Source organism: Streptomyces sp. NPDC048606, assembly GCF_040650855.1.
In the GTDB taxonomy this organism is placed as follows: domain Bacteria; phylum Actinomycetota; class Actinomycetes; order Streptomycetales; family Streptomycetaceae; genus Streptomyces.
Window position 1 is genome coordinate 14957 of the sequence record NZ_JBEZIB010000008.1, and the last position, 19931, is coordinate 34887.

Here is a 19931-nt window from a genome sequence, read left to right on the forward strand (position 1 = left end):
CATGAACGTGCTGGACGCCACCGCGGAGCGCGACGTCGACGCGACGGCCCTCGACGAGGTCGTCGAGTTCACCTCCGGGCTGATCCGCATCGACACGAGCAACCGCGGCGGCGGCGACTGCCGCGAACGCCCCGCCGCCGAGTACGTCGCCGAACGGCTGGCCGCCGTCGGCCTGGAACCGACCCTGCTGGAACGCACCCCCGGCCGCACCAACGTCGTCGCCAGGATCGAGGGGACCGACCCCCGCGCCGACGCCCTCCTGGTCCACGGCCACCTCGACGTGGTTCCCGCCGAGGCCGCCGACTGGAGCGTCGACCCCTTCTCCGGCGAGGTCCGCGACGGGGTGGTCTGGGGCCGCGGGGCCGTCGACATGAAGAACATGGACGCCATGGTGCTGGCCGTCGTCCGCGCCTGGGCCCGCGCCGGGGTGCGCCCGCGCCGCGACATCGTCCTCGCCTTCACCGCCGACGAGGAGGACAGCGCGGTCGACGGATCCGGCTTCCTCGCCGACCACCACCCGCACCTGTTCGAAGGCTGTACGGAGGGCCTGTCCGAATCCGGGGCCTTCACCGTCCACCCCCGCCCCGGCCAGGCCCTCTACCCCATCGCCGCCGGCGAACGCGGCACGGGCTGGCTGAAGTTGACCGCCCACGGCACGACCGGACACGGATCCAAGCCCAACCGGGCCAACGCCGTCAGCCGGCTCGCCGCGGCCGTCGCCCGGATCGGCGCGCACGAGTGGCCGGTCCGGCTCACCGACACCGTCGTCGCCTGCATCACCGAACTCGCCGCCCTCCAGGGCCTGTCCGTCGACCCCCGGGCACCCGGCTTCGACCTCGACGCCGTCCTCGAAAAGCTCGGACCGGCCGCCGCCCTCGTGGAGGCCACCGTCCGCAACAGCGCCAACCCCACCATGTTCAGCGCCGGTTACAAGGTCAACGTCATCCCCGGACACGCCACCGCCTACGTGGACGGCCGCACCGTACCCGGCGGCGAGGAGGAGTTCCGCGCCACCCTCGACGAACTCACCGGCCCCGAAGTGCGGTGGGAGTTCCACCACCGGGAGGTCGCCCTCGAAGCCCCCGTCGACGGACGCACGTACGCGATCCTGCGCGACTGCGTGCGGCACTTCGACCCCGACGGGCACGTGGTGCCCTTCTGCATGGCCGGCGGCACCGACGCCAAGCAGTTCTCCCGGCTCGGCATCACCGGCTACGGCTACTCCCCGCTCAAGCTGCCGCCCGGCTTCGACTACTGGGCCCTCTTCCACGGCGTCGACGAGCGCGTCCCCGTCGACGCCCTCCACTTCGGCGTCCGCGTCCTCGACCGCGCGCTGCGGACCCTGTGAGCGGCCCCGCGCACCCGCCGCCCCCCGGCGAGGCCCCCTACGGCAGCTGGCCCTCGCCGATCGACGCCGCGCTCGCCGCCTCCCACGACGGCCGCCCCGAGTACGTGGGCACCATCGGCGCCGAGGTCTGGTGGACCGAGCCGCGCCCCACCGAGGCCGGCCGCCGCACCCTGGTGCGCCGTCCGGCCGACGGCCGCGCCGCCCGCGACGTCCTGCCGGCGCCCTGGAACGTGCGCAGCCGGCTCACCGAGTACGGGGGCCTGCCCTGGGCCGGCGTCGAACGCCCCGGCGCGGGCCCACTGGTGGTCTTCGTCCACCACGCCGACCAGCGGCTCTACGCCTGGGAGCCGGACGCGCCCGACGGCGGCGGGCCGCGCCCGCTGACCCCGCTGTCCCCGGTCGGCGGCGGTCTGCGGTGGGCGGACCCGGTCGTGCGCGCGGGCGCCGGTGACGACGCCGGCGACGGGGAGGTGTGGTGCGTGCTGGAGGAGTTCACCGGCCCGGCCCCCACCGACGTACGACGCGTGGCGGCGGCCGTCCCGCTGGACGGTTCGGCCGCCGAGGACCGCCGCGCCGTACGGGAGTTGACCGACGACCGGCACCGCTTCCGGACGGGACCGAAGCCCTCCCCCGACGGGCGGCGCGCCGCCTGGCTGGTGTGGGACCACCCCCGCATGCCGTGGGACGGCACCGAGCTCCAGGTGGCCGACGTGGCCGCCGACGGCACCCTCGCGGAGCCCCGCACGCTCCTCGGCGGGCCGACCGAGGCGGTGGCGCAGGCGGTGTGGGCGCCCGACGGGAGCCTGCTGGCGGTCAGCGACCGCGAGGGCTGGTGGAACCCGTACCGGGTGGACCCGGACGGCGGCGGCGCCGTCAACCTGTGTCCCCGGGAGGAGGAGTTCGGCGGCGCGCTGTGGAAGCCGGGGCTGAGCTGGCTCGCACCCCTGCCCGACCGGCTCCTCGCCGTCCTGCACGGGCAGGGCACGGCCCGGCTCGGCGTACTGGACGCGGACGGCGGCGAACTCGTCGACGCGGCCGGCCCCTGGACCGCCTGGCAACCGACCCTCGCCGTCAGCGGCACCCGCGTCTACGGGGTCGCGGCCAGCCCGCGCAGCGCGTACGAGGTCGTCGAACTCGACACCGCGACGGGACACACCCGGGTGGTCGGAGCCCACGCCACCGACCCCGTGGACCCGGCCCACTACCCGGAACCGCAGACCCGCACCTTCGCCGGACCCGGCGGCCGCGAGGTCCACGCCCACGTGTACCCGCCGCACCACCCCGCCCGGTGGGGCCCCGCCGCCGAGCTGCCCCCGTACGTGGTGTGGGCCCACGGCGGCCCCACCGACCACGTGCCGCCCGTGCTCGACCTGCACATCGCGTACTTCACCTCGCGCGGCATCGGCGTCGTCGAGGTGAACTACGGCGGCTCGACCGGCTACGGCCGCGCCTACCGCGAGCGGCTGCGCGAGCAGTGGGGCGTGGTCGACGTGGAGGACTGCGCGGCCGTGGCCCGCGCCCTGGCGGCCGAGGGCACCGCCGACCCCGACCGGCTTGCCATCCGGGGCGGCAGCGCGGGCGGCTGGACGGCGGCGGCCTCCCTGGCCGCCGGCGACCTGTACGCCTGCGCGGCGATCATCTACCCGGTCCTCGACCTGCGCGGCTTCGCCGCCGAGACCCACGACCTGGAGTCCCGCTACGTCGACGGCCTGGCCGGCCCGCCCGAGGCCCTGGCGGTGCGGTGCCGCGAACGCTCGCCGGTGGCCCGCGCCGACCGGATCACCGCGCCCTTCGTCCTCCTCCAGGGCCTCGACGACCCCGTCTGCCCGCCCGCCCAGGCCGAACGGCTGCTCGCCGCGCTGCGCGGTCGGCCGGTGCCGCACGCGTACGTCACCTTCGAGGGCGAGGGCCACGGCTTCCGGCGGGCGGAGACGATGGTGCGGGCCCTGGAGGCCGAGCTGTCGCTGTACGCCCAGGTCTTCGGGATCGACCGCGGGGACGTCCCCCGTTTGGCCCTGCACAGCTGACCACCGCCCCCGGCGCGGGCCGACGATGGGCCCATGACCCCCCACACCGCCAAGGGCGGCCCACAGCGCCGAGGGGCGATCACCCCGGGCCGCGTCGGCATCGCCGCCCTCGTGGTCGTCACCCTGGTCTTCATCTTCGAGAACCGCCGGCAGACCGAGATCCGCCTGCTGGTCCCGCTGGTGACGATGCCGCTCTGGGTGGCCCTGCTGATCTCCGCCGTCCTGGGCGGGATCTGCGGCGCCTACGTGATGGGCCGCAGGTCCCGCCGCAGGTAGCCGCAGGTGGCCGCGCGCGGGTGGACGGGCGGGACGTCGCCCGCCTACGCGGTGTGCAGCCAGACGCGCAGCCGACCGAGCGGGGCGAAGCCCGCGCGCAGGGCCGCGGCGAGGTCGTCCCCGGCCTCGTAGCCGACGACCGGGAGGGCCGGCCACCGGGCGTCGGCGGCGGCCAGGACGGCGGCCCACGTCTCGTCGGTGTCGGCGTCGTCCGCGGCGAACAGGTTGGACACCCCCACGACCCCGCCGCCCGCGCTCGCCACCGCGCCCGCGACGACGCGCCCCGCGGCCCGGCCCGCCAGGAAGACGAGGTCCTGATCGAGCAGGGCCGGACGGAACAGCCCGCCGGCCCCCTCGCCGGACCAGGCAGCCTCCCAGGCGTCGAGCTCCCCGGCCGTCGCGACCTCGGACCACTCCAGTCGCCGCCCGGGGGCCGGGAGCGCCGAGCCCCGGGCGCGGTGGATCCACGAGGCCTCGAAGAGCACCTCGAAGCCGGCCGGGGCCAGGTCCAGGGCCGCGAAGCTGTCCTTGACCGAACAGCCCGGAACGGCGGTGTCGATCCCGGCCCGCACCGCCTCGACCGTGCTCGTCGGCGCCAGGGTCACGGCGTCGGGGTACAGGGGAGGCGTGCGCGCCGAGCTGGTCCAGGCCTCGGCGGAGAACGAGGGGCGCAGCCCGTGCGTCCGGCAGACCGCGTCGCACCAGAGGGCGTTGTTGCGGGCCGCGGCGCGCAGGAGTTCCCCGGAGGGGTCGTCGTTGATCACGGCGGTGATGGTGGCACACCACCTAGCCTGGGCACATGTCATATTCCCGCTACCTGGTGCGGGGCGCCCGGGTCGGGCTGCGCCCGTTCCGCGTCGCCGACGGCCCCGAGTTCACCGCCCGCGTCCGCGAGAGCCGCGACCTGCACCGGCCCTGGCTCTTCCCGCCCGCCACCCTGGAGGATTTCGAGCCCTACGCGGCCCGCCTGGGCGAGGGCGAGGCGCGCGCCGGGTTCCTCGTCTGCGAACCCGTCACCGGGGCGATCGCCGGCTTCGTCAACGTCAACAACATCGTCCGGGGAGCCTTCCGGTGCGGGGCGCTGGGCTACGGGGCGTTCGCGCACTCCGTCGGCCGGGGCCTGCTCGGCGAGGGTCTCGACCTGCTGCTGGACCACGCCTTCGCCCCCGCCGCGGAGGGCGGCCTCGACCTGCACCGTCTGGAGGCGAACGTGCGGCCGGGCAACACCGCCTCGATCGCCCTGGTCCGCGGGCGGGGCTTTCGACTGGAGGGGCTCTCCCCGGACTTCCTCCACGTGGACGGGGCCTGGCGCGACCACGAACGCTGGGCGATCACCGCGGACATGCCCCGCCCGCACACCGCGCACGTGCCGGTGTGAGCCGTCGCAGCCCCGTCGCAGCCGTTCGGGCCGTCGGGGCCGTCGGGGCCGTCGGGGCCGTCGGAGTCAACCGGGCGGTCTTTGCCCAACCCTGACCGGTGGTCGTGCGCGGAACCCCTGTGCAGCCGCCGCGCCGCCGTGTTCCATTTCCCCATGGCCACCACCGTCAGACGCGATCGGCTGATTCTTCCCTCCGCCCCGCTGGGCCCCGACAACCCGCTGCCCGCGCTGTGCGCCCCCGACGGCGTCCACGACCTGGACGAGCGCGCCCGCCGGGAGCTGCCGCGCGACATGGCCCGCCAGATCGGCTACGAGCCGCTGCGGTCCGTGCTGCCGACGCGCCTGCGCGACGGGTACGGCAGGGAGCGCGTCGAGCGAGGGGTCGAGGCGATCGTCCTGGAGAACGAACGCCTGCGGGTCACCGTGCTGCCCGGCCTCGGCGGCCGGATCCACTCGCTCGTCCACCTGCCGTCCGGCCGCGAACTGCTCTACCGCAACCCGGTGTTCCAGCCCGCCAACTTCGCCCTCAACGGCGCCTGGTACTCCGGCGGCATCGAGTGGAACATCGGCGCCACCGGCCACACCACCCTCTCCTGCGCCCCCCTGCACGCCGCGCTCGTCCCCGCCCCGGACGGCGGCGAGATGGTCCGGCTGTGGGAGTGGGAGCGGCTGCGCGACCTGCCCTTCCAGGTGGACCTGTGGCTGCCCGGGGACTCGGAGTTCCTCTACGTCGGCGTCCGCGTGCGCAACCCGCACGAGCGGCCCGCGCCCGTCTACTGGTGGTCCAACACGGCCGTCCCCGAGGACGCCGGCACCCGCGTCCTGGCCCCCGCCGACGAGGCCTGGCACTACGGCTACGAGCGCGACCTGCGCCGCGTCCCCGTCCCGGACTGGCGGGACGCGGACCGCACGTACCCGTTGGGCAGCGACCACCCCGCCGACTACTTCTACGAGGTCCAGGAGCGGCGGCGGCCCTGGATCGCCGCCCTCGACGCCGAGGGGCGCGGCCTGGCCCAGGCCTCCACCGCGCGGCTGTGCGGCCGCAAGCTCTTCGTGTGGGGCGCGGGGCCCGGCGGGCGCCGCTGGCAGGAGTGGCTGGCCGCGCCCGGCGCGGGGGGCTACGCGGAGATCCAGGCCGGACTGGCCCGGACCCAGCTGGAGCACGTACGGCTGGAGGCCGGCGCGGAGTTCAGCTGGCTGGAGGCGTACGGGCCGCTCGCGGCGGACCCGGCGGCCGTGCACGGGGCCGACTGGGCGGCGGCCCGCGCGGCCGGCGCGGCGGCCCTGGACGAGGCCCTGCCCGCCGAGGTGCTGGACGCCGCCCACCGAAGCTGGCGGGCCGTCGCCGACACCGCACCGGGGGAGCGGCTGGCGACCGGCTCCGGCTGGGGCGCGCTGGAGGTGCTGTGCGGGGGCCACACCCTGCCGGGCACCCCCTTCGAGGAGTCGACCCTCGGGGAGGAACAGGAGCCCTGGCTGCGGCTGTGGCGCACCGGAGCGCTGCCCGCCCCGAGCGGGGCGGTTCCGCCGGGGCCCGCGCTGGTCGCCCCGCACTGGCGGGACATGCTGGAGACCGCCCCCGCCGACCCGCTCACCGAGTACCACCTGGGCGTGGCCCAGTGGCACGCCGGCGACGTGGCCCAGGCCGTCCGCAGCTGGGAGCGCGGGCTCGCGCTCGCCCCCGCTCGGTGGCCGCTGCTGCGCTGCCTGGCGGTGGCCGACACCCTGGCCGGGGCCCCCGAGCGGGCCGCCGACCGCTACGCCGAGGCCTTCGACGACCTGCTGCGGGAGGGCGGGAGCGAGGGCGGGGAGGCGTGGTGCGCCGCCGAGTCCGCGCTGGGCCGGGAGGCGTTGGCCGCGCTGCTCGCCGTCGGCCGGCTGGGCGCGGCCCGTGCCGTGTGGGACCGGCTGCGGCCCGCCCTGCGCGAGCGGGGGCGCTTCCGGCTGCTGGCCGCCCGCCTGCTGGCCGCCGAGGGGCACGTCGGCGCGGCCCGCCGGGTCTTCGAGGAGGGTTTCGAGATCCCCGACCTGCGGGAGGGGGAGGAGACCCTCTCGGAGGTGTGGGCCGGCCTCACCGACCGCCCGCTGCCGGCGGCCTACGACTTCCGGATGCGCCCGCCGGGGTGAGGCGGGGCGGACCGGGCCGCGGCCGGGGCGGGCGGCGGGCGCCGGTCGTCAGGCCCGGCACAGCAGTTCGCCGTTCAGCACCGAGAACCAGGCGTCGGGCGCGGTGGCCCACGCCCGCCAGGCCTCGGCCGCGGCGGTCAGGTCGGCCGGCGCGGCGTGTCCGCCGGCGACGGCGACGGAGGCGTACGAGGAGGCCGTCGTACGGTCGGCCCACAGCGAGGACCACCAGGCGACCTCCTCGGGCGTGGCGTAGCACCAGGCGGTCGCGGTGGCCCGGACGTCCGTGAAGCCCGCCGCGCGCGCCCACGACAGCAGTCGGCGTCCGGCGTCCGGCTCGCCGCCGTTCGCGCGGGCCACCCGCCGGTACAGGTCCAGCCAGTCGTCCAGGCCGGGGGAGGCCGGGTACCAGGTCATGGCCGCGTAGTCGGCGTCGCGGACCGCGACGATCCCGCCCGGGCGGCAGACCCGGCGCATCTCGCGCAGTGCCCGTACCGGGTCGCCGACGTGTTGCAGCACCTGGTGGGCGTGGACCACGTCGAAGGTGTCGTCCGCGAAGTCCAGGGCGTGGACGTCCGCCGTGGCGAAGTCGACGGCTTCGGACAGCCCGCTCTCGTGCGCGTGGGCGCGCGCCCGCTCCAGGACGTCCTCGGCGGCGTCGACGGCCGTGACGTGTCCGCCGGGGGAGACCAGCCGGGCCAGGTCGGCCGTGATGGTGCCCGGTCCGCAGCCCACGTCCAGCACCCGCAGGCCGGGGCGCAGCTCGCCGATCAGGTACGCGGCCGAGTTGGCGGCGGTGCGCCAGCGGTGCGAGCGCAGGACGGACTCGTGGTGGCCGTGGGTGTAGACGGCGGTCTCGTGGGCGGTCTCGTGGGCCGTCCCGTGCGTGGTGTCCTGCGCGGCGTCGCGCGGGGCGTCGTGCGTGTCTCCCATGGCGGGGCTCCTCGTCCTCGAAGGTGATGATCACGTTAAGGGATTCGCTCGCTTTGTGAGACCGGTGTTTTGACATGTGGACACACCCCCGTGTGGGCAAGGCTTGTCGGTCGGCCGGTGGCGGCGTGTGTCGCCGGCGAGGACAGTGGGCCACGAGGGCCCGGCGCCCCGTCGGCGCCCTCGGCGAAGGCGGTGGGCACCGTGTCCGAGACCCTGCTCGAACAACACGCCGCGGCGCTGCGGCTCTTCGGTGAGCGCGTACGGGCGGTCGCGGACGACGGCTGGGGCGCGCCGACCCCGTGCACCGAATGGACCGTCCGGGACCTGGTCAACCACGTCACCGGCGAGATGCTGTGGGTCCCGCCCCTGGTCTCCGGGGGCCGCACCGTCGAGGACGTGGGCGAGGAGCTCTCCGGCGACCTGCTCGGCGCGGACCCGGTCGCCGCCTGGGAGCGGGCCGCGGCGGGCGCCCGGGACGCCCTGGCCGAGCCGGGGGCGTTGGAGCGGACCGTGAACCTCTCCTACGGGCCGACGCGCGGGGCGGCGTACTGCTCCGAGCTGACCGCCGACTGCGTGGTGCACGCCTGGGACCTCTCGCGGGCCATCGGCGCGTCGGACCGGCTGCCGGTGGGGCTCGTGGAGTTCGCCCTCAAGGAGGTCATGCCCTACGCCGACGGCCTCGCCGCGAGCGGGATGTTCGCCGAGCCGCTGGACATCCCGGCCGGGGCGGACGCCCAGACCCGACTGCTCGCCCTGGTCGGCAGGCGAGGCTGACGGGCATCACGGGGCAAACAATCGTATAAAGGGCACGATGGTGGGCGGCAGCGGTAAGCGGCGGCGGGAAGGTGAGGCACCGTGACGGGCATGGCCGAGGGCATGGCCGAGGGGACGGCCGACGGCGGTGCGGACGGTCCGGCGGCGCCCGCGCCGACGGCCGGTGAGCGGCGCCGCCGGGCCCCCGAGGGGCGCGGCCCGGTCCGCTACGGTCCCCCCGCCCCGCAACCCGGACTGCCGGTCCTGCCCGAGCTGACCGCGGTGCTGGCCGAGGCCGCGGACCGGGCCGCGCCCGAACCCCCGGGCGGCGGGGAAGCCGTGCGGGAGGCCGCCTGCCGCTACTGGGCCCGCCGCGGGCTGCCCACCGACCCCGAGAACGTCGCCGCCGGACCGGGCGCCCCCGCCCTGCTCCTGGCGCTCCTCGGCGCCCACGGCGGCGACGTCCTGCTGCCCCGGCCGTGTCCCGCCTGGTGGACCCCCCAGGTCCGGCTGCTGGGACGCCGGGCCTACCACGTGCCCACCCCGGCGGAATGCGGCGGCGTACCCGACCCGTACGCCCTGCTGGAGACCGTCCGACGGGTCCGCGCCGAGGGCGGCGACCCGCGCGTCCTGCTGCTGTCCGTCGCCGACGACCCCACGGCGACCGTGCCGCCGCCCGAACTGCTGCTGGAGGCCTGCGAGGCGGCGCAGTCCGCCGGCCTCTTCGTGATCAGCGACGAGAGCTGGCGCGACACCGTGCACCGGCCCCACGACACCCTCGTCCTCAGCCCGGCCGAGATGCTCCCGGACCGGGCCGCCGTCCTCGTCGACCTCGCCGGGGCCCAACTGCCCGCAGGCTGGCCCGCCGCCGTCCTGCGCTTCCCCGACACCCCGCGCGGCACCTGGCTCAGGGCCCGGACCCTCGACGTCCTCACCGCGACCGGGGCCTTCGTCGCGGGCCCCGTCGCCGGGGCCGCCGCGTACGCGCTCGACGAGCCGGACGCCGTCGCCGGCCGGGCCTACGCCGCCGCCGCCCTGCACGGCGCGGTGGCCGCCGCCGCGCACCGGGAACTGCTCGCCGTCGGAGCCCTGGCCCGGCCTCCGCAGGCCGGCCGGCACCTGTACGTCGACCTGACCCCGCTGCGCGCGGAACTGGCCCGCCAGGGCGTCGGCGACGCGATGGAACTGGAGGACTGGCTCGGCGCCCGGCTGGGCGCGGCGACCCCCGGCGGACAGCGCTTCGCCGACGACCTGGGCGCCCTGCGCGTCCGGTTGTCCACCGGCCCGCTGCTCGGCGCCACCCCGCAACAGCGGCTCGCCGCGCTCACCGCCCGCGACCCGCTCGCCCTGCCGCACGTCCGGGGCGCCCTCGACCTGCTCGGGTCGGTCCTGGCCGGGCCCGCCGACCGACGGCGTACGGAGACCACCTGATGCGGGACCAGCCGGACGCCCCCACGACCGACCGCGCGGCCCCGGGCGCCGAGCCCCGCACCGCCCCCCACGCCCCACCCCCGACCACCGCCGCACCCGCCCCGGCCGTGGCGCCTGTCGCCGAACCGGTCCCCGCCGTCGCGCCCGTCCTCGGCGGCGGCCCCACCGCCCCGCCCGGGCGGCGCCGCCGGTGGCCGCGCTCGTTCGCCGACCGGCTGACCACTCCGCTCCCCGGCATCCGGGCCTTCGCCCGCCTGGCCCGGGAGGGCGCCTTCCGACCCGGGCCCGAGGGCCTGCGCGGCATCCCCGACCTGCCCTACGCGCCCGCCCCGCTGCCGGCCACCGCCCCCGGGGAGCTCTCCGTCACCTGGGCCGGACACGCCAGTTGGGTGCTGCGGACCGGCGGCCTGACGGTCCTCACCGACCCCGTCTGGTCCCGCCGGATCCTCGGCACCCCGGCCCGGATGACCCCCGTGGGCGTGCCCTGGGAGGACCTGCCCGCCGTGGACGCCGTGGTGATCAGCCACAACCACTACGACCACCTCGACGCCCCGACCCTCAGGCGGCTGCCCCGCCGCACCCCCCTCTTCGTCCCCGCCGGCCTCGCCCGCTGGTGCCGCCGTCGGGGCTTCACCCGGATCACCGAACTCGACTGGTGGGAGTCCGCCGAACTGGGCGGCGTACGCTTCGACTTCGTGCCCGCGCACCACTGGTCCCGACGCTTCCTCCTCGACACCTGCCGGACCCTGTGGGGCGGCTGGGTGCTCACGGACACGGCCACCGGCCGCAAGGTCCACTTCGCCGGGGACACCGGCTACGGGCACTGGTTCGGCGAGATCGGCCGCCGCCACCCCGGCCTCGACCTCGCCCTCCTGCCGATCGGCGCCTACGCCCCCCGCTGGTGGCTCCGCGACGTCCACACCGACCCCGAGGAGGCCGTACGGGCCTGCGTGGACCTCGGCGCGCGGAGGATGGCCCCGATGCACTGGGGCACCTTCGTCCTCTCGGCGGAGCCCGTCACGGAACCCCTGCACCGGGTCCGCGCGGCCTGGTCGCGGGCCGGTCTGGCGCGCGAGCACCTCTGGGACCTCCCCATCGGCGCCTCCCGCACCCTGCCGGCCCCCTGACGCGCGCACCCCCCGCTCAGTGGTGCCAGGCCCGCCCGCCGGTGTTGTGGATGAAGCGCTGGAGCACCTTCAGGGTGGCGACGTACTCCTCGTCCGGGATGCCGGCGTGCCGTTCGCTCCACAAGTCCTTCTGGAGGGCCGCCGCGCGGTCGAAGAACTCCCTTCCCTCGGCGGTGAGTCCGAGACCGCCCGCGGGCTCCTCGGTCACCCAGCCCCGGGCGATCGTCGTGTCGATCTCCTCGTGGATGCCCTCCGCGCCGACCGCGAGGTAGCCGCGCAGGGTGGCGGCGACCGCCTCCCGGGTCCTGTCCTCGGGCTCGGCCAGGGCCAACCGGGCCAGGATCCACCACTGCGGCTGGGTGGTGCCGATCTCGGCGAGCGCGCCGCGGGTGCGGCCGACCACCGCGTCGTAGGCGGCCCAACTCCAGTAGCCGATGGGCTGATGGGCCAGTTCCGCGTCGCTGTGCGAGTACTCCATGACGTCTGCGCTCCGTTCGGTCGTACGGGTTCTCCTCCGACGACCGCGAGCCTACGAACCCAACCGCACTTGAGGTCCAGCCCCTTCGGGAAGATCGCCGACATGGGAGGCCGGCGGCTACCGGGTCCTGCGCGGCGGAGGCCGGTTCGACGAACACCGGAGCTGCCGGGCCTCCGCCCGCCGCCGCAGCCACACCGCCTACCGCGTCGACGACGTCGGCTTCCGCCTCGCCCGGTCCGCGGCCGGCTGAACCACCCCTGTCGCACGGGAGCCGCAGCGCATAGCGTGCCGTGCGTCGAAGCACCGAGGGGAAGGCGCGTACGTGGACGACAGTGAGCTGCTGTTCCTGGGGGTGGCCCGGCAGGCGGAGGCGGTGCGGGCCGGGAAGGTGACCGCCCGGGCGCTGACCGAGGCCGCGCTGCGGCGGACGGAGCGACTCGACGGGGAACTCGGCGCCTACCGCGTGGTCCTCGCCCGGCAGGCGCTCGCGGAGGCCGACGCCCGTGACGCGGCCCGCGCCGCCGGGGACGACCGCCCGCTGCTCGGCGTACCGATCGCCGTCAAGGACGAGCTGGACGTGGCTGGCGAGAGCACCACCTTCGGCGGAGAGGCCCAACGCACCCCCGCCGCCGCCGACGCGGAGGTCGTCCGCAGGCTCCGGGAAGCCGGGGCGGTGATCGTCGGCAAGACCACGATGCCGGAGTTCGGGCAGTGGCCCTTCACCGAATCCGCCGCGCACGGCCACACCCGCAACCCCTGGGACACCACCCGCACCCCCGGCGGCTCCAGCGGCGGCAGCGCCGCCGCCGTCGCGGCCGGACTCGTCGGCGCGGCCCTCGGCGGAGACGGCGGCGGGTCGATCCGCATCCCGGCGGCCTGCTGCGGCCTCTTCGGCCTCAAACCGCAGCGCGGCCGGGTCCCCACCGCCCCGAACCCCCACCTGTGGTACGCCCTCGGCACCGTGGGCCCGCTCACCCGCACCGTGCTGGACAGCGCGCTGCTCTACGACGTCATCGCCGGCCCCGCGGAAGGCGACCGCTGGGCGGCCCGCCCCACCACGACCGACTTCGTCCGGGCGGCGGGCACCGAGCCCGGCCGGCTGCGGATCGGCTGGTCCGCCAAGCCCGCCACACCCGGCGTGCGCCCCCACCCGGAGCACGTGACGGCCGTGCGCGAGACGGCCCGCCTGCTGCGCGAACTCGGCCACGACGTACGCGAGATCGACCCCCGCTACCCGGACACCACGGCCGCGTTCCTGCCCCAGTTCTACGGCGGCGTACGCGCCGAGGCCCGTACCGTGGACCGTCCCGACCTGCTCGAACGGCGCACCCGGCAGGTCGTGCGGGTCGCCTCGCTGGCCCCGGAGGGGGCGGTGGAGTGGGCGATCCACGCCGGGGAGCGGCTGGCGGTACGGGCCAACCGGGTCTTCGACCGCTGCGACCTGCTCCTGACCCCGACCCTCGCCGAGCGGCCCCGCCGGATCGGCGTCCTCGACGGCCTCGGCATGGCGGGCGCGATGCTCCGCTCCCGCCCGATGGTCGCCTACACCGCGCTGTGGAACGTCACCGGGAACCCGGCGGCCTCCGTCCCGGCCGGGTTCGCCGCCGACGGACTGCCGCTGGCCGTACAGCTGGTGGGCCGGGAACACGACGAGACCACGATCGTGCGGGTGGCGGCGCAGCTGGAGGCCGCCCGCCCCTGGGCCGACCACGTCCCGCCCCTGGCCCGCGACACCACCCCACCCCGCCCCTGACCCCCCCCGGCCGCCCCTCCCGGGCTCCCCGCCCGACGGTTCGCGTCAGGCGGGACCCGGAAGGGCCGACCCGGGCTCCTGTCCCGCTTCCCGGCCAGGCAGGAACTTGGCCGCCTTGAGGGCCAACTGCTCGGCGAAGTAGTCCGCCGCGTCGGGACGCATCCGGGCCAGGGCCACCATCCCGGTGATGATCACGTCGCACACCTCGTCGTGCACGTCGTCCCAGTCGTGCGAACGGCCCTTGCGCGGATTGGTTCCCGTCGCGCCGATCACCGCCTGTGCGGCCTCGCCGAACTCCTCGCCGATCTTCAGGACCTGGAGAACGTGGCTCTCCTGGGGTCGCACCCCCAATGCGGCGTCGGCAGAGTCGAAACGGGCGGCGAGGGCACCGATCGTGTCCCAGGGGGCGGTCGCAGTCACCCGGGGATCCTAAGGGGTCTCGCGCGTGCCGCGCAGTCGGCGCCACAGGCCCGGGGCCACGCTGATCACCACGGTCAGGGCGACCGCCAGGGCCACGCCCTTCCAGGGGTCGGAGAACAGCGATCCGCCCAGGATCCCGATCAGCCCGTACGTCGCCGCCCACGCCAGGGCGGCCGGCGCGTCCCCGCGCGCGAACCGCCGCATCGGCACCCCGCCCCACAGGCACGCCAGCATCACCGGGATCCGGCCCGCCGGCACCAGGCGTGACAACACCAGCACCTGGACCCCGTGTTCGTCCAGCCTCGCCCTCGCCCACTCCAGCCGCTCCGGAGTGGCCCGCCCCCGCAGGGACTCCAGCCACCGCGAGCCTCCCCGCGACCGGACCCCGCGCAGCCCGAGCCCGTACAGGGCGACGTCGCCGACGAACGCCGCGAGCGCCGACACCCCGAAGACCAACAACACCCCGAGCGGCACCGGCTGGTGGTGGAAGGCCACCACCGCCGCCGAACTCACCAGCGCCCCCGTCGGGATCACCGGCACCAGCGCGCCGAGGGCCACCAGGAGGAACAGCGCCGGGTAGCCGACGGCCTGCCCGGTGGTCTCGGCCGGCGTCCCGCCGACCACCGCCGCCGCCTCCCGCAACAGGGTCACGGCAGCGACACCCGCTCCCCGTGGTCCGGGACGCGCACCGTCACCTTCGGCGCCAGCCGCAGCGCGTGCCGGGCGAAGTCCTCGCCCGGCGCGTGGAACTCGTGCGGCCGCACGGCGTCCATCCCGATCGGCCAGTACGTCCCGTAGTGCACCGGCACGGCCGCCGCCGGAGCCAGCGAGGCCAGGGCCCGCGCCGCCCGCTGCGCGTCCAGGTGGCCCGGACCCAGGTACGGGCCCCAGCCGCCCACCGGCAACAGCGCCACGTCCACCGGCCCGACCTCCTCGGCCATGGTCGCGAACAGGCCCGTGTCCCCGGCGAAGTAGGTCCGCCCGGCCCCCTCCACCACGTAGCCCAGCGCGGGCGCGCGCTGCGGTCCCACCGGCAGCCGGCGCCCGTCGTGGCGCGCGCTGACCGCCCGGATCCGTACCTCCCCCCGGACGTCCACCACCTCACCCGGGACCACTTCCGTCACCACCAGCCCCATGACCCCCGCCAGCCGCGCGAGCCCCGGCAGCGCCCGACGGGCGCCCCTCGGCACCACGAGCCGGGTACCGCGCGCCAGCCGCGCCAGCGACGGCAGGTGCAGATGATCGGCGTGCAGGTGCGAGACCAGCACCACGTCCGCCTCGGCCGCCTCGGGCGGGGGCACCGCCCCGCGCCGCCGGCGCAGGTGCGCCAGCCGCCGGGCGAACAGCGGATCGGTCAGCACCCGCACCCCGGAATCCGACACCGTGCACGTGGCGTGCCCCCACCAGGTGATCTCGACCGGCACCGCGCCTCCCTCCCTCGCCCCCGCACCTCCCGAGCCTAGGCCCTGCCCCCACGATCCGCCCGTAACCCTCCAACGCGCTCCCCGTCGCGCCCGTCAGCGCGAAGCGGAACCTGCCGGCCCCCTCCTCCCCGGGCTCGGATCGGAGTAGGGTCGGGCGCCATGGATGCGCTGCGCGTGGCCGCGATCGCCAGCCTGGTCCCCCTTGAGGAACTCGACGCCGACCCCTTCGCCGTCGACACCCGCAGCCAGCACGCCATGTGCGCGCGCTGGGCGGCGGACCAGGGCTACGTGGTGACCAGGCACCTGCTCTTCTACGGCCTGCGGGCCGACCACTGCGGACTCTGGTGCGACGTCGACGCGGGCCAGGTCGACCTGTTCGTCGCCCCGAACCGCCGGGTCCTCGCCCGCGCCCTGCGCTCCGTGGAGGAGTTCACCGCCGAGTGCGCGCGGCGCGGGGTGCGGCTGGAGACCGCCGGGCTCGACGAGCCGCGCTACACCTCCGCCATGAAGGCCGAGGTGCACCGGCGCCTGTCGATGCCCACGGCCGGCTACGACGGCACCTGAGCCCCGCCCGGCCGACCGGTCCGCCCGGCCCGCCCGGTCCGGCGCCGCCACCCCGCCCGCCACCCCCCGTACGTCCTTCCGCCACCCGTGTCGACCACCCCCGTCCGCCGCCCTGTGCGACGCTGGCCGGGGGCCCGCGCGGGCGCGGGCCGGGGAGCGAGGCGGGTGCGGCGTGCGACGAGGGCGGGTACGGGTGCGGTGGCGGAGCGCGGGCGGCGCCCTGGCGCGCGTGGTCCTGGTGTGGGCGGCCTCCACCCTCACGATGCTCGTGCTCGCCGGGATCCTGCCGGACTTCCGCCTCCAGTCCGCCGACGGCGACAGCGTCACCCGCATCGGGCTGACGGCCGCCTGGGGCGCCGGCGCCTTCGGCCTGCTGACGGCCCTGGTGTGGCCGGTGATCGTACGGGCCCTGCTGCTGGTGCCGGCGCTCGTGCTCGGCCTGCTCGTGTTCTTCCTCAACGGCTCGCTCCTCCTGATGGCGCTGAGCCTCGTCCCCGACGGGCGCGGCGCCCTCGCGCCCGAGACGGCGGTCGTCGTCGCCGCCGTGATGTCCGCCGTCGCCTCGGCCACCTCCACCGCCCTCGCCGTCCGCGACGACGAGGCCTACCGCCGCCGGCTGTACCGGCTCGCCGACCGCCGCAGGCGGCGCGGGCGCCGCGCCGGCGGGCCCGGGCGCGAGGAGGCGCCGCCTGCGCTGGTCGTGCTCCAGCTCGACGGGGTGGGGTACGCGGAGCTGCGTCGCGCGGCCGCCGGCGGGCTGATGCCGACGGTGGCCGGCTGGCTGGAGACAGGGCACCGCGTCACGTCCTGGCGTACGGACTGGTCCAGCCAGACCGGGGCCAGCCAGCTCGGCATCCTCCACGGATCCAACTTCGACGTCCCCGCCTTCCGCTGGTACGAGAAGGAGACCGGCGAGGTGATGGTCTGCAACCGGCCCACCTGCGCCGCCGAACTCCAACGCCGCGCCGTCGCCCGCACCGGCGACGGCGGCCTGCTCACCCTCGACGGGGCCAGCCGGGGCAACCTGTTCAGCGGGGGCGCCGACCAGCTGGCGCTGGTCCTGTCGGTCTCGGCCCGACGAGGGCGCGCCAACCGCTCCCGCGCGGGGTACTTCGCGTACTTCGCCGACCCGGCGAACGCCGTCCGCACGGCGCTGTCCTTCGTCTCCGAGGTGGTCCGCGAGATCGGCCAGTCGCTGCGCGCGCGGATGCGCGAGGTGCGCCCCCGGGTGGCGCGCGGCGGGCTGTACCCGCTGATCAGGGCCTTCGCGACGGTGATCGAGCGGGACGTGGTCGTCGCGGCGGTGATCGGGGACGTGCTCGCGGGCCGTACGGCCGTCTACGCCGACCTGGTGGCCTACGACGAGGTCGCGCACCACTCCGGTCCACGCGGCCGGGACACCGACCGGGTCCTGGCCCGGCTCGACCGGAGCCTCGCCCTGATCGCCCGGGTCGCCGAGCACGCGCCGCGCGCGTACCGCTTCGTGCTGCTCTCGGACCACGGGCAGAGCCCGGGGGAGACCTTCCTCGGCCGCTACGGGCTCACCCTGAAGGACCTGGTGCGGGCCGGCTGCGGGCTGCCGGTGTCCCGCCGCGTCGGCCGCACCCGCAGCGGGGCGGAGGCCCGCGCCGCGGTGTTGGCGGCGCTGCACCGGCCGGAGGAGACGGGGGCGGAGACGGGGGAGGACCGGCCCGTCCGGGGCTCCGACCCGGTGGTGCTGGCCTCCGGCAACCTGGGGCTGGTCTCGTTCCCCGACGTGCCGGGGCGGGCCTCGCGGGCCCGGATCGAGCGTTCGCACCCCGCGCTGCTGGCCACCCTGGCCAACCATCCCGGGGTGGGCTTCCTGCTGGTGGACGGGGAGGTGCTGGGGCCCGGCGGCGCGGTGGCGCGGCTGGACGTGCCGGGCGAGGCGGAGGAGCTGCTGGCGGCGTTCGGGCCGGGCGCGGCGGACGCGGTGCGGCGTACGGACGCCTTCCCGCACGTGGCCGACATCATGGTCAACTCCGCGTACGACCCCGCCACCGGGGAGGTGCACGCCTTCGAGGAGCAGATCGGCTCGCACGGCGGACTGGGCGGGGCCCAGGGGCTCCCGTTCCTGATGTGGCCGACGGAGCTGTCGGAGCCGGGCCCGGGGCTGGTGGGGGCGGAGTCCGTCCACGCGGTGCTGCGCCGCTGGCTGCGCGAGGCGGACGGCCCCCAGGTGCCGCTTTCGGCCCCGGGCGGGCTGGATTCGGCCACGCCCGGGGAGTCGCCGCTTCCGAAGGATCACCGGTGGGAGGCCACATCGGACGGAACCCTTCCGTCCGCAGGGGTGCGCGCGCCGGACGAAAATCGGTGATTTGGTGCGCACTTCGGCGTGGTCAACCATGTGTTGACCTGCCCACCATGTGAGACACCCAGAGGCGCACCACCGATGACCAGCACCGCAGCCCCGCCCGCAGAAACCACCGGCCCGCCGGCCGACGAGGCCGGGGGCCGGGGGCAGGGCACACCGGCCGCAGCCGGCCGGGACGGCGGCGGCCCGCATGCCCGCCGGTTCGGGCTCCCCATCGCCACCTGCCTGGTCATGGGCAACATCATCGGTGGCGGGATCTTCCTGCTGCCCGCCTCGGTCGCCCCCTTCGGCACGATCAGCCTGCTCGCCTTCGGGGTCCTCACCGTCGGCGCCATCGCCCTGGCCCTGGTCTTCGGCCGGCTCGCCGAACGCCACCCGCGCACCGGTGGCCCGTACGTCTACGTCCGCGCGGCCTTCGGCGACTTCGCGGGCTTCCTCGCCGCCTACAGCTACTGGATCACCGCCTGGGTCTCGAACGCGGCCCTCGCCGTGGCGGCCGTCGGCTACCTCGGCGTGCTGTTCCCGGCGATCGGCGACCACAAGTGGGCCATGTGCCTGGCGGCACTGGCCGTGCAGTGGCTGCCCGCCCTCGCCAACCTGGCCGGCACCCGTTACGTGGGCGCCGTGCAGCTCGTCGCGACCGTCCTGAAGCTGCTCCCGCTGCTGCTGGTGGCCTTCGGCGGCCTGTTCTTCTTCGACCCGGACAACCTCGGCCCCTTCCGGGCGGGTGACCAGAGCGCCGTCGGTGCCGTCTCCGCCTCCGCCGCGATCCTGCTGTTCAGCTACCTGGGCGTGGAGTCCGCCGCCGTCAGCGCCGGCGAGGTCCGCGACCCGGCGCGCAACGTCGGCCGCGCCACCATCCTGGGCACGGCGGGCGCCGCCTGCGTGTACCTCCTCGGCACCCTGTCGGTCTTCGGCCTGGTCGCCCACGACGACCTGGTCTCCTCCGAGGCGCCCTTCACCGACGCCGTCAACGCGATGTTCGGCGGCACCTGGGGCGGCACCCTCGTCGCCTGCGCCGCGGTGATCTCGATGCTCGGCGCCCTCAACGGCTGGACCCTGCTCAGCGCGCAGACGCCGTACGCCGCCGCCCGTGACGGGCTCTTCCCGAAGGTCTTCGCCACGAAGCGGCGCGGGGTGCCCGTCGTCGGCGTCGTCGTCACCGTCGTCCTGGCCTCCTGCCTGACCGTGTACAACTACACGGCCGGCTCCGAGGGGGTCTTCGAGGTCCTCGTCCTGGTCACCACCTTCACGGCGACCGTCCCCTACCTGCTCTCCACCGCCGCCCAGCTCTACTTCCTGGCGTCCGGCCAGGGCGAGCGGGTGCACCGCGGGCGGCTGGTCCGCGACGCCGCCCTGGCCTGCCTGGCCTTCGGCTTCTCGATGTGGCTGGTCGCCGGATCCGGCTACGCGGCCGTCTACCAGGGCGTCCTGTTCCTCTTCGCGGGCGTCCTCGTCTACGCCCTGATGTCGGCCCGCAGGCACCGCGCCGCCGCCTGACGGGCGCATCGCCCCCGTACACGCGGAAGCCCGCGCCGATCGGCGCGGGCTTCCTTGTGT

Annotated in this window: 18 protein-coding genes and 1 pseudogene; 13 read left to right on the forward strand and 6 right to left on the reverse strand. The window is 76.3% G+C overall.

Annotation, left to right across the window (positions count from 1 at the left end; all coding sequences use genetic code 11):
* Window position 1 precedes the first annotated feature (1 nt).
* Genes AB0D01_RS10765 through AB0D01_RS10775 form a run of 3 tightly spaced genes read left to right on the forward strand, consistent with a single transcriptional unit; the run spans window position 2 to window position 3651 of the window.
* On the forward strand, window positions 2-1348 hold the full coding sequence (locus tag AB0D01_RS10765; RefSeq protein WP_363054958.1) for a M20/M25/M40 family metallo-hydrolase: 1347 nt from the start codon (window positions 2-4) through the stop codon (window positions 1346-1348).
* The gene (locus AB0D01_RS10770; RefSeq protein WP_363054765.1) at window positions 1345-3375 is read left to right on the forward strand and encodes a prolyl oligopeptidase family serine peptidase; all 2031 of its coding nucleotides are present in this window, start codon (window positions 1345-1347) and stop codon (window positions 3373-3375) included. The genes AB0D01_RS10765 and AB0D01_RS10770 overlap by 4 nt, the downstream gene beginning before the upstream one ends.
* A gap of 33 nt (window positions 3376-3408) precedes the next feature.
* Window positions 3409-3651 carry a DUF1049 domain-containing protein gene (locus AB0D01_RS10775; RefSeq protein WP_363054766.1) on the forward strand — a complete coding sequence of 81 codons (243 nt, stop codon included), beginning with the start codon at window positions 3409-3411 and terminating at the stop codon, window positions 3649-3651.
* Between the two features lie 44 nt (window positions 3652-3695).
* Here AB0D01_RS10775 and AB0D01_RS10780 read toward each other — a convergent pair whose 3' ends face one another.
* Window positions 3696-4415 (reverse strand): hypothetical protein, encoded by a 720-nt coding sequence (locus tag AB0D01_RS10780; RefSeq protein ID WP_363054767.1) that lies wholly within the window; start codon window positions 4413-4415, stop codon window positions 3696-3698.
* Window positions 4416-4450: 35 nt separating this feature from the next.
* Here AB0D01_RS10780 and AB0D01_RS10785 point away from each other — a divergent pair, with 35 nt between their 5' ends.
* Both AB0D01_RS10785 and AB0D01_RS10790 read left to right on the forward strand, forming a co-directional pair.
* Window positions 4451-5029: a GNAT family protein gene (locus tag AB0D01_RS10785; RefSeq protein ID WP_363054768.1), complete on the forward strand. Its 579-nt coding sequence runs from the start codon at window positions 4451-4453 to the stop codon at window positions 5027-5029.
* 153 nt (window positions 5030-5182) lie between these two features.
* Entirely contained in the window at window positions 5183-7156 is a 1974-nt protein-coding gene (locus AB0D01_RS10790) for a DUF5107 domain-containing protein (RefSeq protein WP_363054769.1), read from the forward strand.
* A 48-nt stretch (window positions 7157-7204) separates the two neighbouring features.
* Here AB0D01_RS10790 and AB0D01_RS10795 read toward each other — a convergent pair whose 3' ends face one another.
* Window positions 7205-8086 carry a methyltransferase domain-containing protein gene (locus AB0D01_RS10795; protein WP_363054770.1) on the reverse strand — a complete coding sequence of 294 codons (882 nt, stop codon included), beginning with the start codon at window positions 8084-8086 and terminating at the stop codon, window positions 7205-7207.
* Between the two features lie 201 nt (window positions 8087-8287).
* On the opposite strand from AB0D01_RS10795, the gene AB0D01_RS10800 reads away from it, so the two are divergent.
* From AB0D01_RS10800 to AB0D01_RS10810, 3 genes are all read left to right on the forward strand, one after another.
* Window positions 8288-8860, forward strand: a complete 573-nt coding sequence (locus AB0D01_RS10800; protein ID WP_363054771.1) for a TIGR03086 family metal-binding protein — start codon at window positions 8288-8290, stop codon at window positions 8858-8860.
* An 81-nt stretch (window positions 8861-8941) separates the two neighbouring features.
* On the forward strand, window positions 8942-10270 hold the full coding sequence (locus AB0D01_RS10805) for an aminotransferase class I/II-fold pyridoxal phosphate-dependent enzyme (RefSeq protein ID WP_363054772.1): 1329 nt from the start codon (window positions 8942-8944) through the stop codon (window positions 10268-10270).
* Window positions 10270-11397, forward strand: a complete 1128-nt coding sequence (locus AB0D01_RS10810; RefSeq protein ID WP_363054773.1) for an MBL fold metallo-hydrolase — start codon at window positions 10270-10272, stop codon at window positions 11395-11397. Before AB0D01_RS10805 ends, AB0D01_RS10810 begins: the two co-directional genes overlap by 1 nt.
* A gap of 16 nt (window positions 11398-11413) precedes the next feature.
* On the opposite strand, the gene AB0D01_RS10815 is transcribed toward AB0D01_RS10810, so the two are convergent.
* Window positions 11414-11875, reverse strand: a complete 462-nt coding sequence (locus AB0D01_RS10815; protein ID WP_363054774.1) for a MarR family winged helix-turn-helix transcriptional regulator — start codon at window positions 11873-11875, stop codon at window positions 11414-11416.
* A gap of 103 nt (window positions 11876-11978) precedes the next feature.
* Here AB0D01_RS10815 and AB0D01_RS10820 point away from each other — a divergent pair.
* Together AB0D01_RS10820 and AB0D01_RS10825 are read left to right on the forward strand one after the other, a co-directional pair.
* Window positions 11979-12125 (forward strand): annotated as a pseudogene (locus tag AB0D01_RS10820) (SUMF1/EgtB/PvdO family nonheme iron enzyme); the annotation flags it as partial.
* A 72-nt stretch (window positions 12126-12197) separates the two neighbouring features.
* A complete protein-coding gene (locus AB0D01_RS10825) occupies window positions 12198-13628 on the forward strand; it encodes an amidase (protein ID WP_363054775.1) in 1431 nt (476 codons plus the stop codon).
* A gap of 45 nt (window positions 13629-13673) precedes the next feature.
* Here the strand turns inward: AB0D01_RS10825 and AB0D01_RS10830 are convergent, their stop codons facing one another.
* Genes AB0D01_RS10830 through AB0D01_RS10840 form a run of 3 tightly spaced genes read right to left on the reverse strand, consistent with a single transcriptional unit; the run spans window position 13674 to window position 15472 of the window.
* The gene (locus AB0D01_RS10830) at window positions 13674-14048 is read right to left on the reverse strand and encodes a MazG-like family protein (protein ID WP_363054776.1); all 375 of its coding nucleotides are present in this window, start codon (window positions 14046-14048) and stop codon (window positions 13674-13676) included.
* A gap of 9 nt (window positions 14049-14057) precedes the next feature.
* Window positions 14058-14699, reverse strand: coding sequence for a VTT domain-containing protein (locus AB0D01_RS10835; RefSeq protein ID WP_363054777.1), 642 nt, complete (start codon window positions 14697-14699; stop codon window positions 14058-14060).
* Window positions 14696-15472 carry an MBL fold metallo-hydrolase gene (locus tag AB0D01_RS10840; RefSeq protein WP_363054778.1) on the reverse strand — a complete coding sequence of 259 codons (777 nt, stop codon included), beginning with the start codon at window positions 15470-15472 and terminating at the stop codon, window positions 14696-14698. Before AB0D01_RS10840 ends, AB0D01_RS10835 begins: the two co-directional genes overlap by 4 nt.
* A gap of 159 nt (window positions 15473-15631) precedes the next feature.
* Here AB0D01_RS10840 and AB0D01_RS10845 point away from each other — a divergent pair, with 159 nt between their 5' ends.
* The 3 genes from AB0D01_RS10845 to AB0D01_RS10855 all read left to right on the forward strand — a co-directional run bounded on the left by AB0D01_RS10845 (window position 15632) and on the right by AB0D01_RS10855 (window position 19871).
* Entirely contained in the window at window positions 15632-16036 is a 405-nt protein-coding gene (locus AB0D01_RS10845; RefSeq protein WP_363054779.1) for a hypothetical protein, read from the forward strand.
* Window positions 16037-16208: 172 nt separating this feature from the next.
* Complete coding sequence (locus AB0D01_RS10850) at window positions 16209-18374, forward strand: phage holin family protein (protein ID WP_363054780.1); 2166 nt, start codon at window positions 16209-16211, stop codon at window positions 18372-18374.
* 75 nt (window positions 18375-18449) lie between these two features.
* On the forward strand, window positions 18450-19871 hold the full coding sequence (locus AB0D01_RS10855; RefSeq protein ID WP_363054781.1) for an amino acid permease: 1422 nt from the start codon (window positions 18450-18452) through the stop codon (window positions 19869-19871).
* Window positions 19872-19931 lie beyond the last annotated feature (60 nt).

What these genes read in the sequence shown, in the direction of transcription:
- AB0D01_RS10765 (WP_363054958.1), top strand. Translation starts at nt 2, where the DNA reads ATGAACGTGCTGGACGCCACCGCGGAGCGCGACGTCGACGCGACGGCC.
- AB0D01_RS10775 (WP_363054766.1), top strand. Translation starts at nt 3,409, where the DNA reads ATGACCCCCCACACCGCCAAGGGCGGCCCACAGCGCCGAGGGGCGATC.
- AB0D01_RS10785 (WP_363054768.1), top strand. Translation starts at nt 4,451, where the DNA reads ATGTCATATTCCCGCTACCTGGTGCGGGGCGCCCGGGTCGGGCTGCGC.
- AB0D01_RS10790 (WP_363054769.1), top strand. Translation starts at nt 5,183, where the DNA reads ATGGCCACCACCGTCAGACGCGATCGGCTGATTCTTCCCTCCGCCCCG.
- AB0D01_RS10795 (WP_363054770.1), bottom strand. Translation starts at nt 8,086, where the DNA reads ATGGGAGACACGCACGACGCCCCGCGCGACGCCGCGCAGGACACCACG.
- AB0D01_RS10810 (WP_363054773.1), top strand. Translation starts at nt 10,270, where the DNA reads ATGCGGGACCAGCCGGACGCCCCCACGACCGACCGCGCGGCCCCGGGC.
- AB0D01_RS10815 (WP_363054774.1), bottom strand. Translation starts at nt 11,875, where the DNA reads ATGGAGTACTCGCACAGCGACGCGGAACTGGCCCATCAGCCCATCGGC.
- AB0D01_RS10845 (WP_363054779.1), top strand. Translation starts at nt 15,632, where the DNA reads ATGGATGCGCTGCGCGTGGCCGCGATCGCCAGCCTGGTCCCCCTTGAG.
- AB0D01_RS10855 (WP_363054781.1), top strand. Translation starts at nt 18,450, where the DNA reads ATGACCAGCACCGCAGCCCCGCCCGCAGAAACCACCGGCCCGCCGGCC.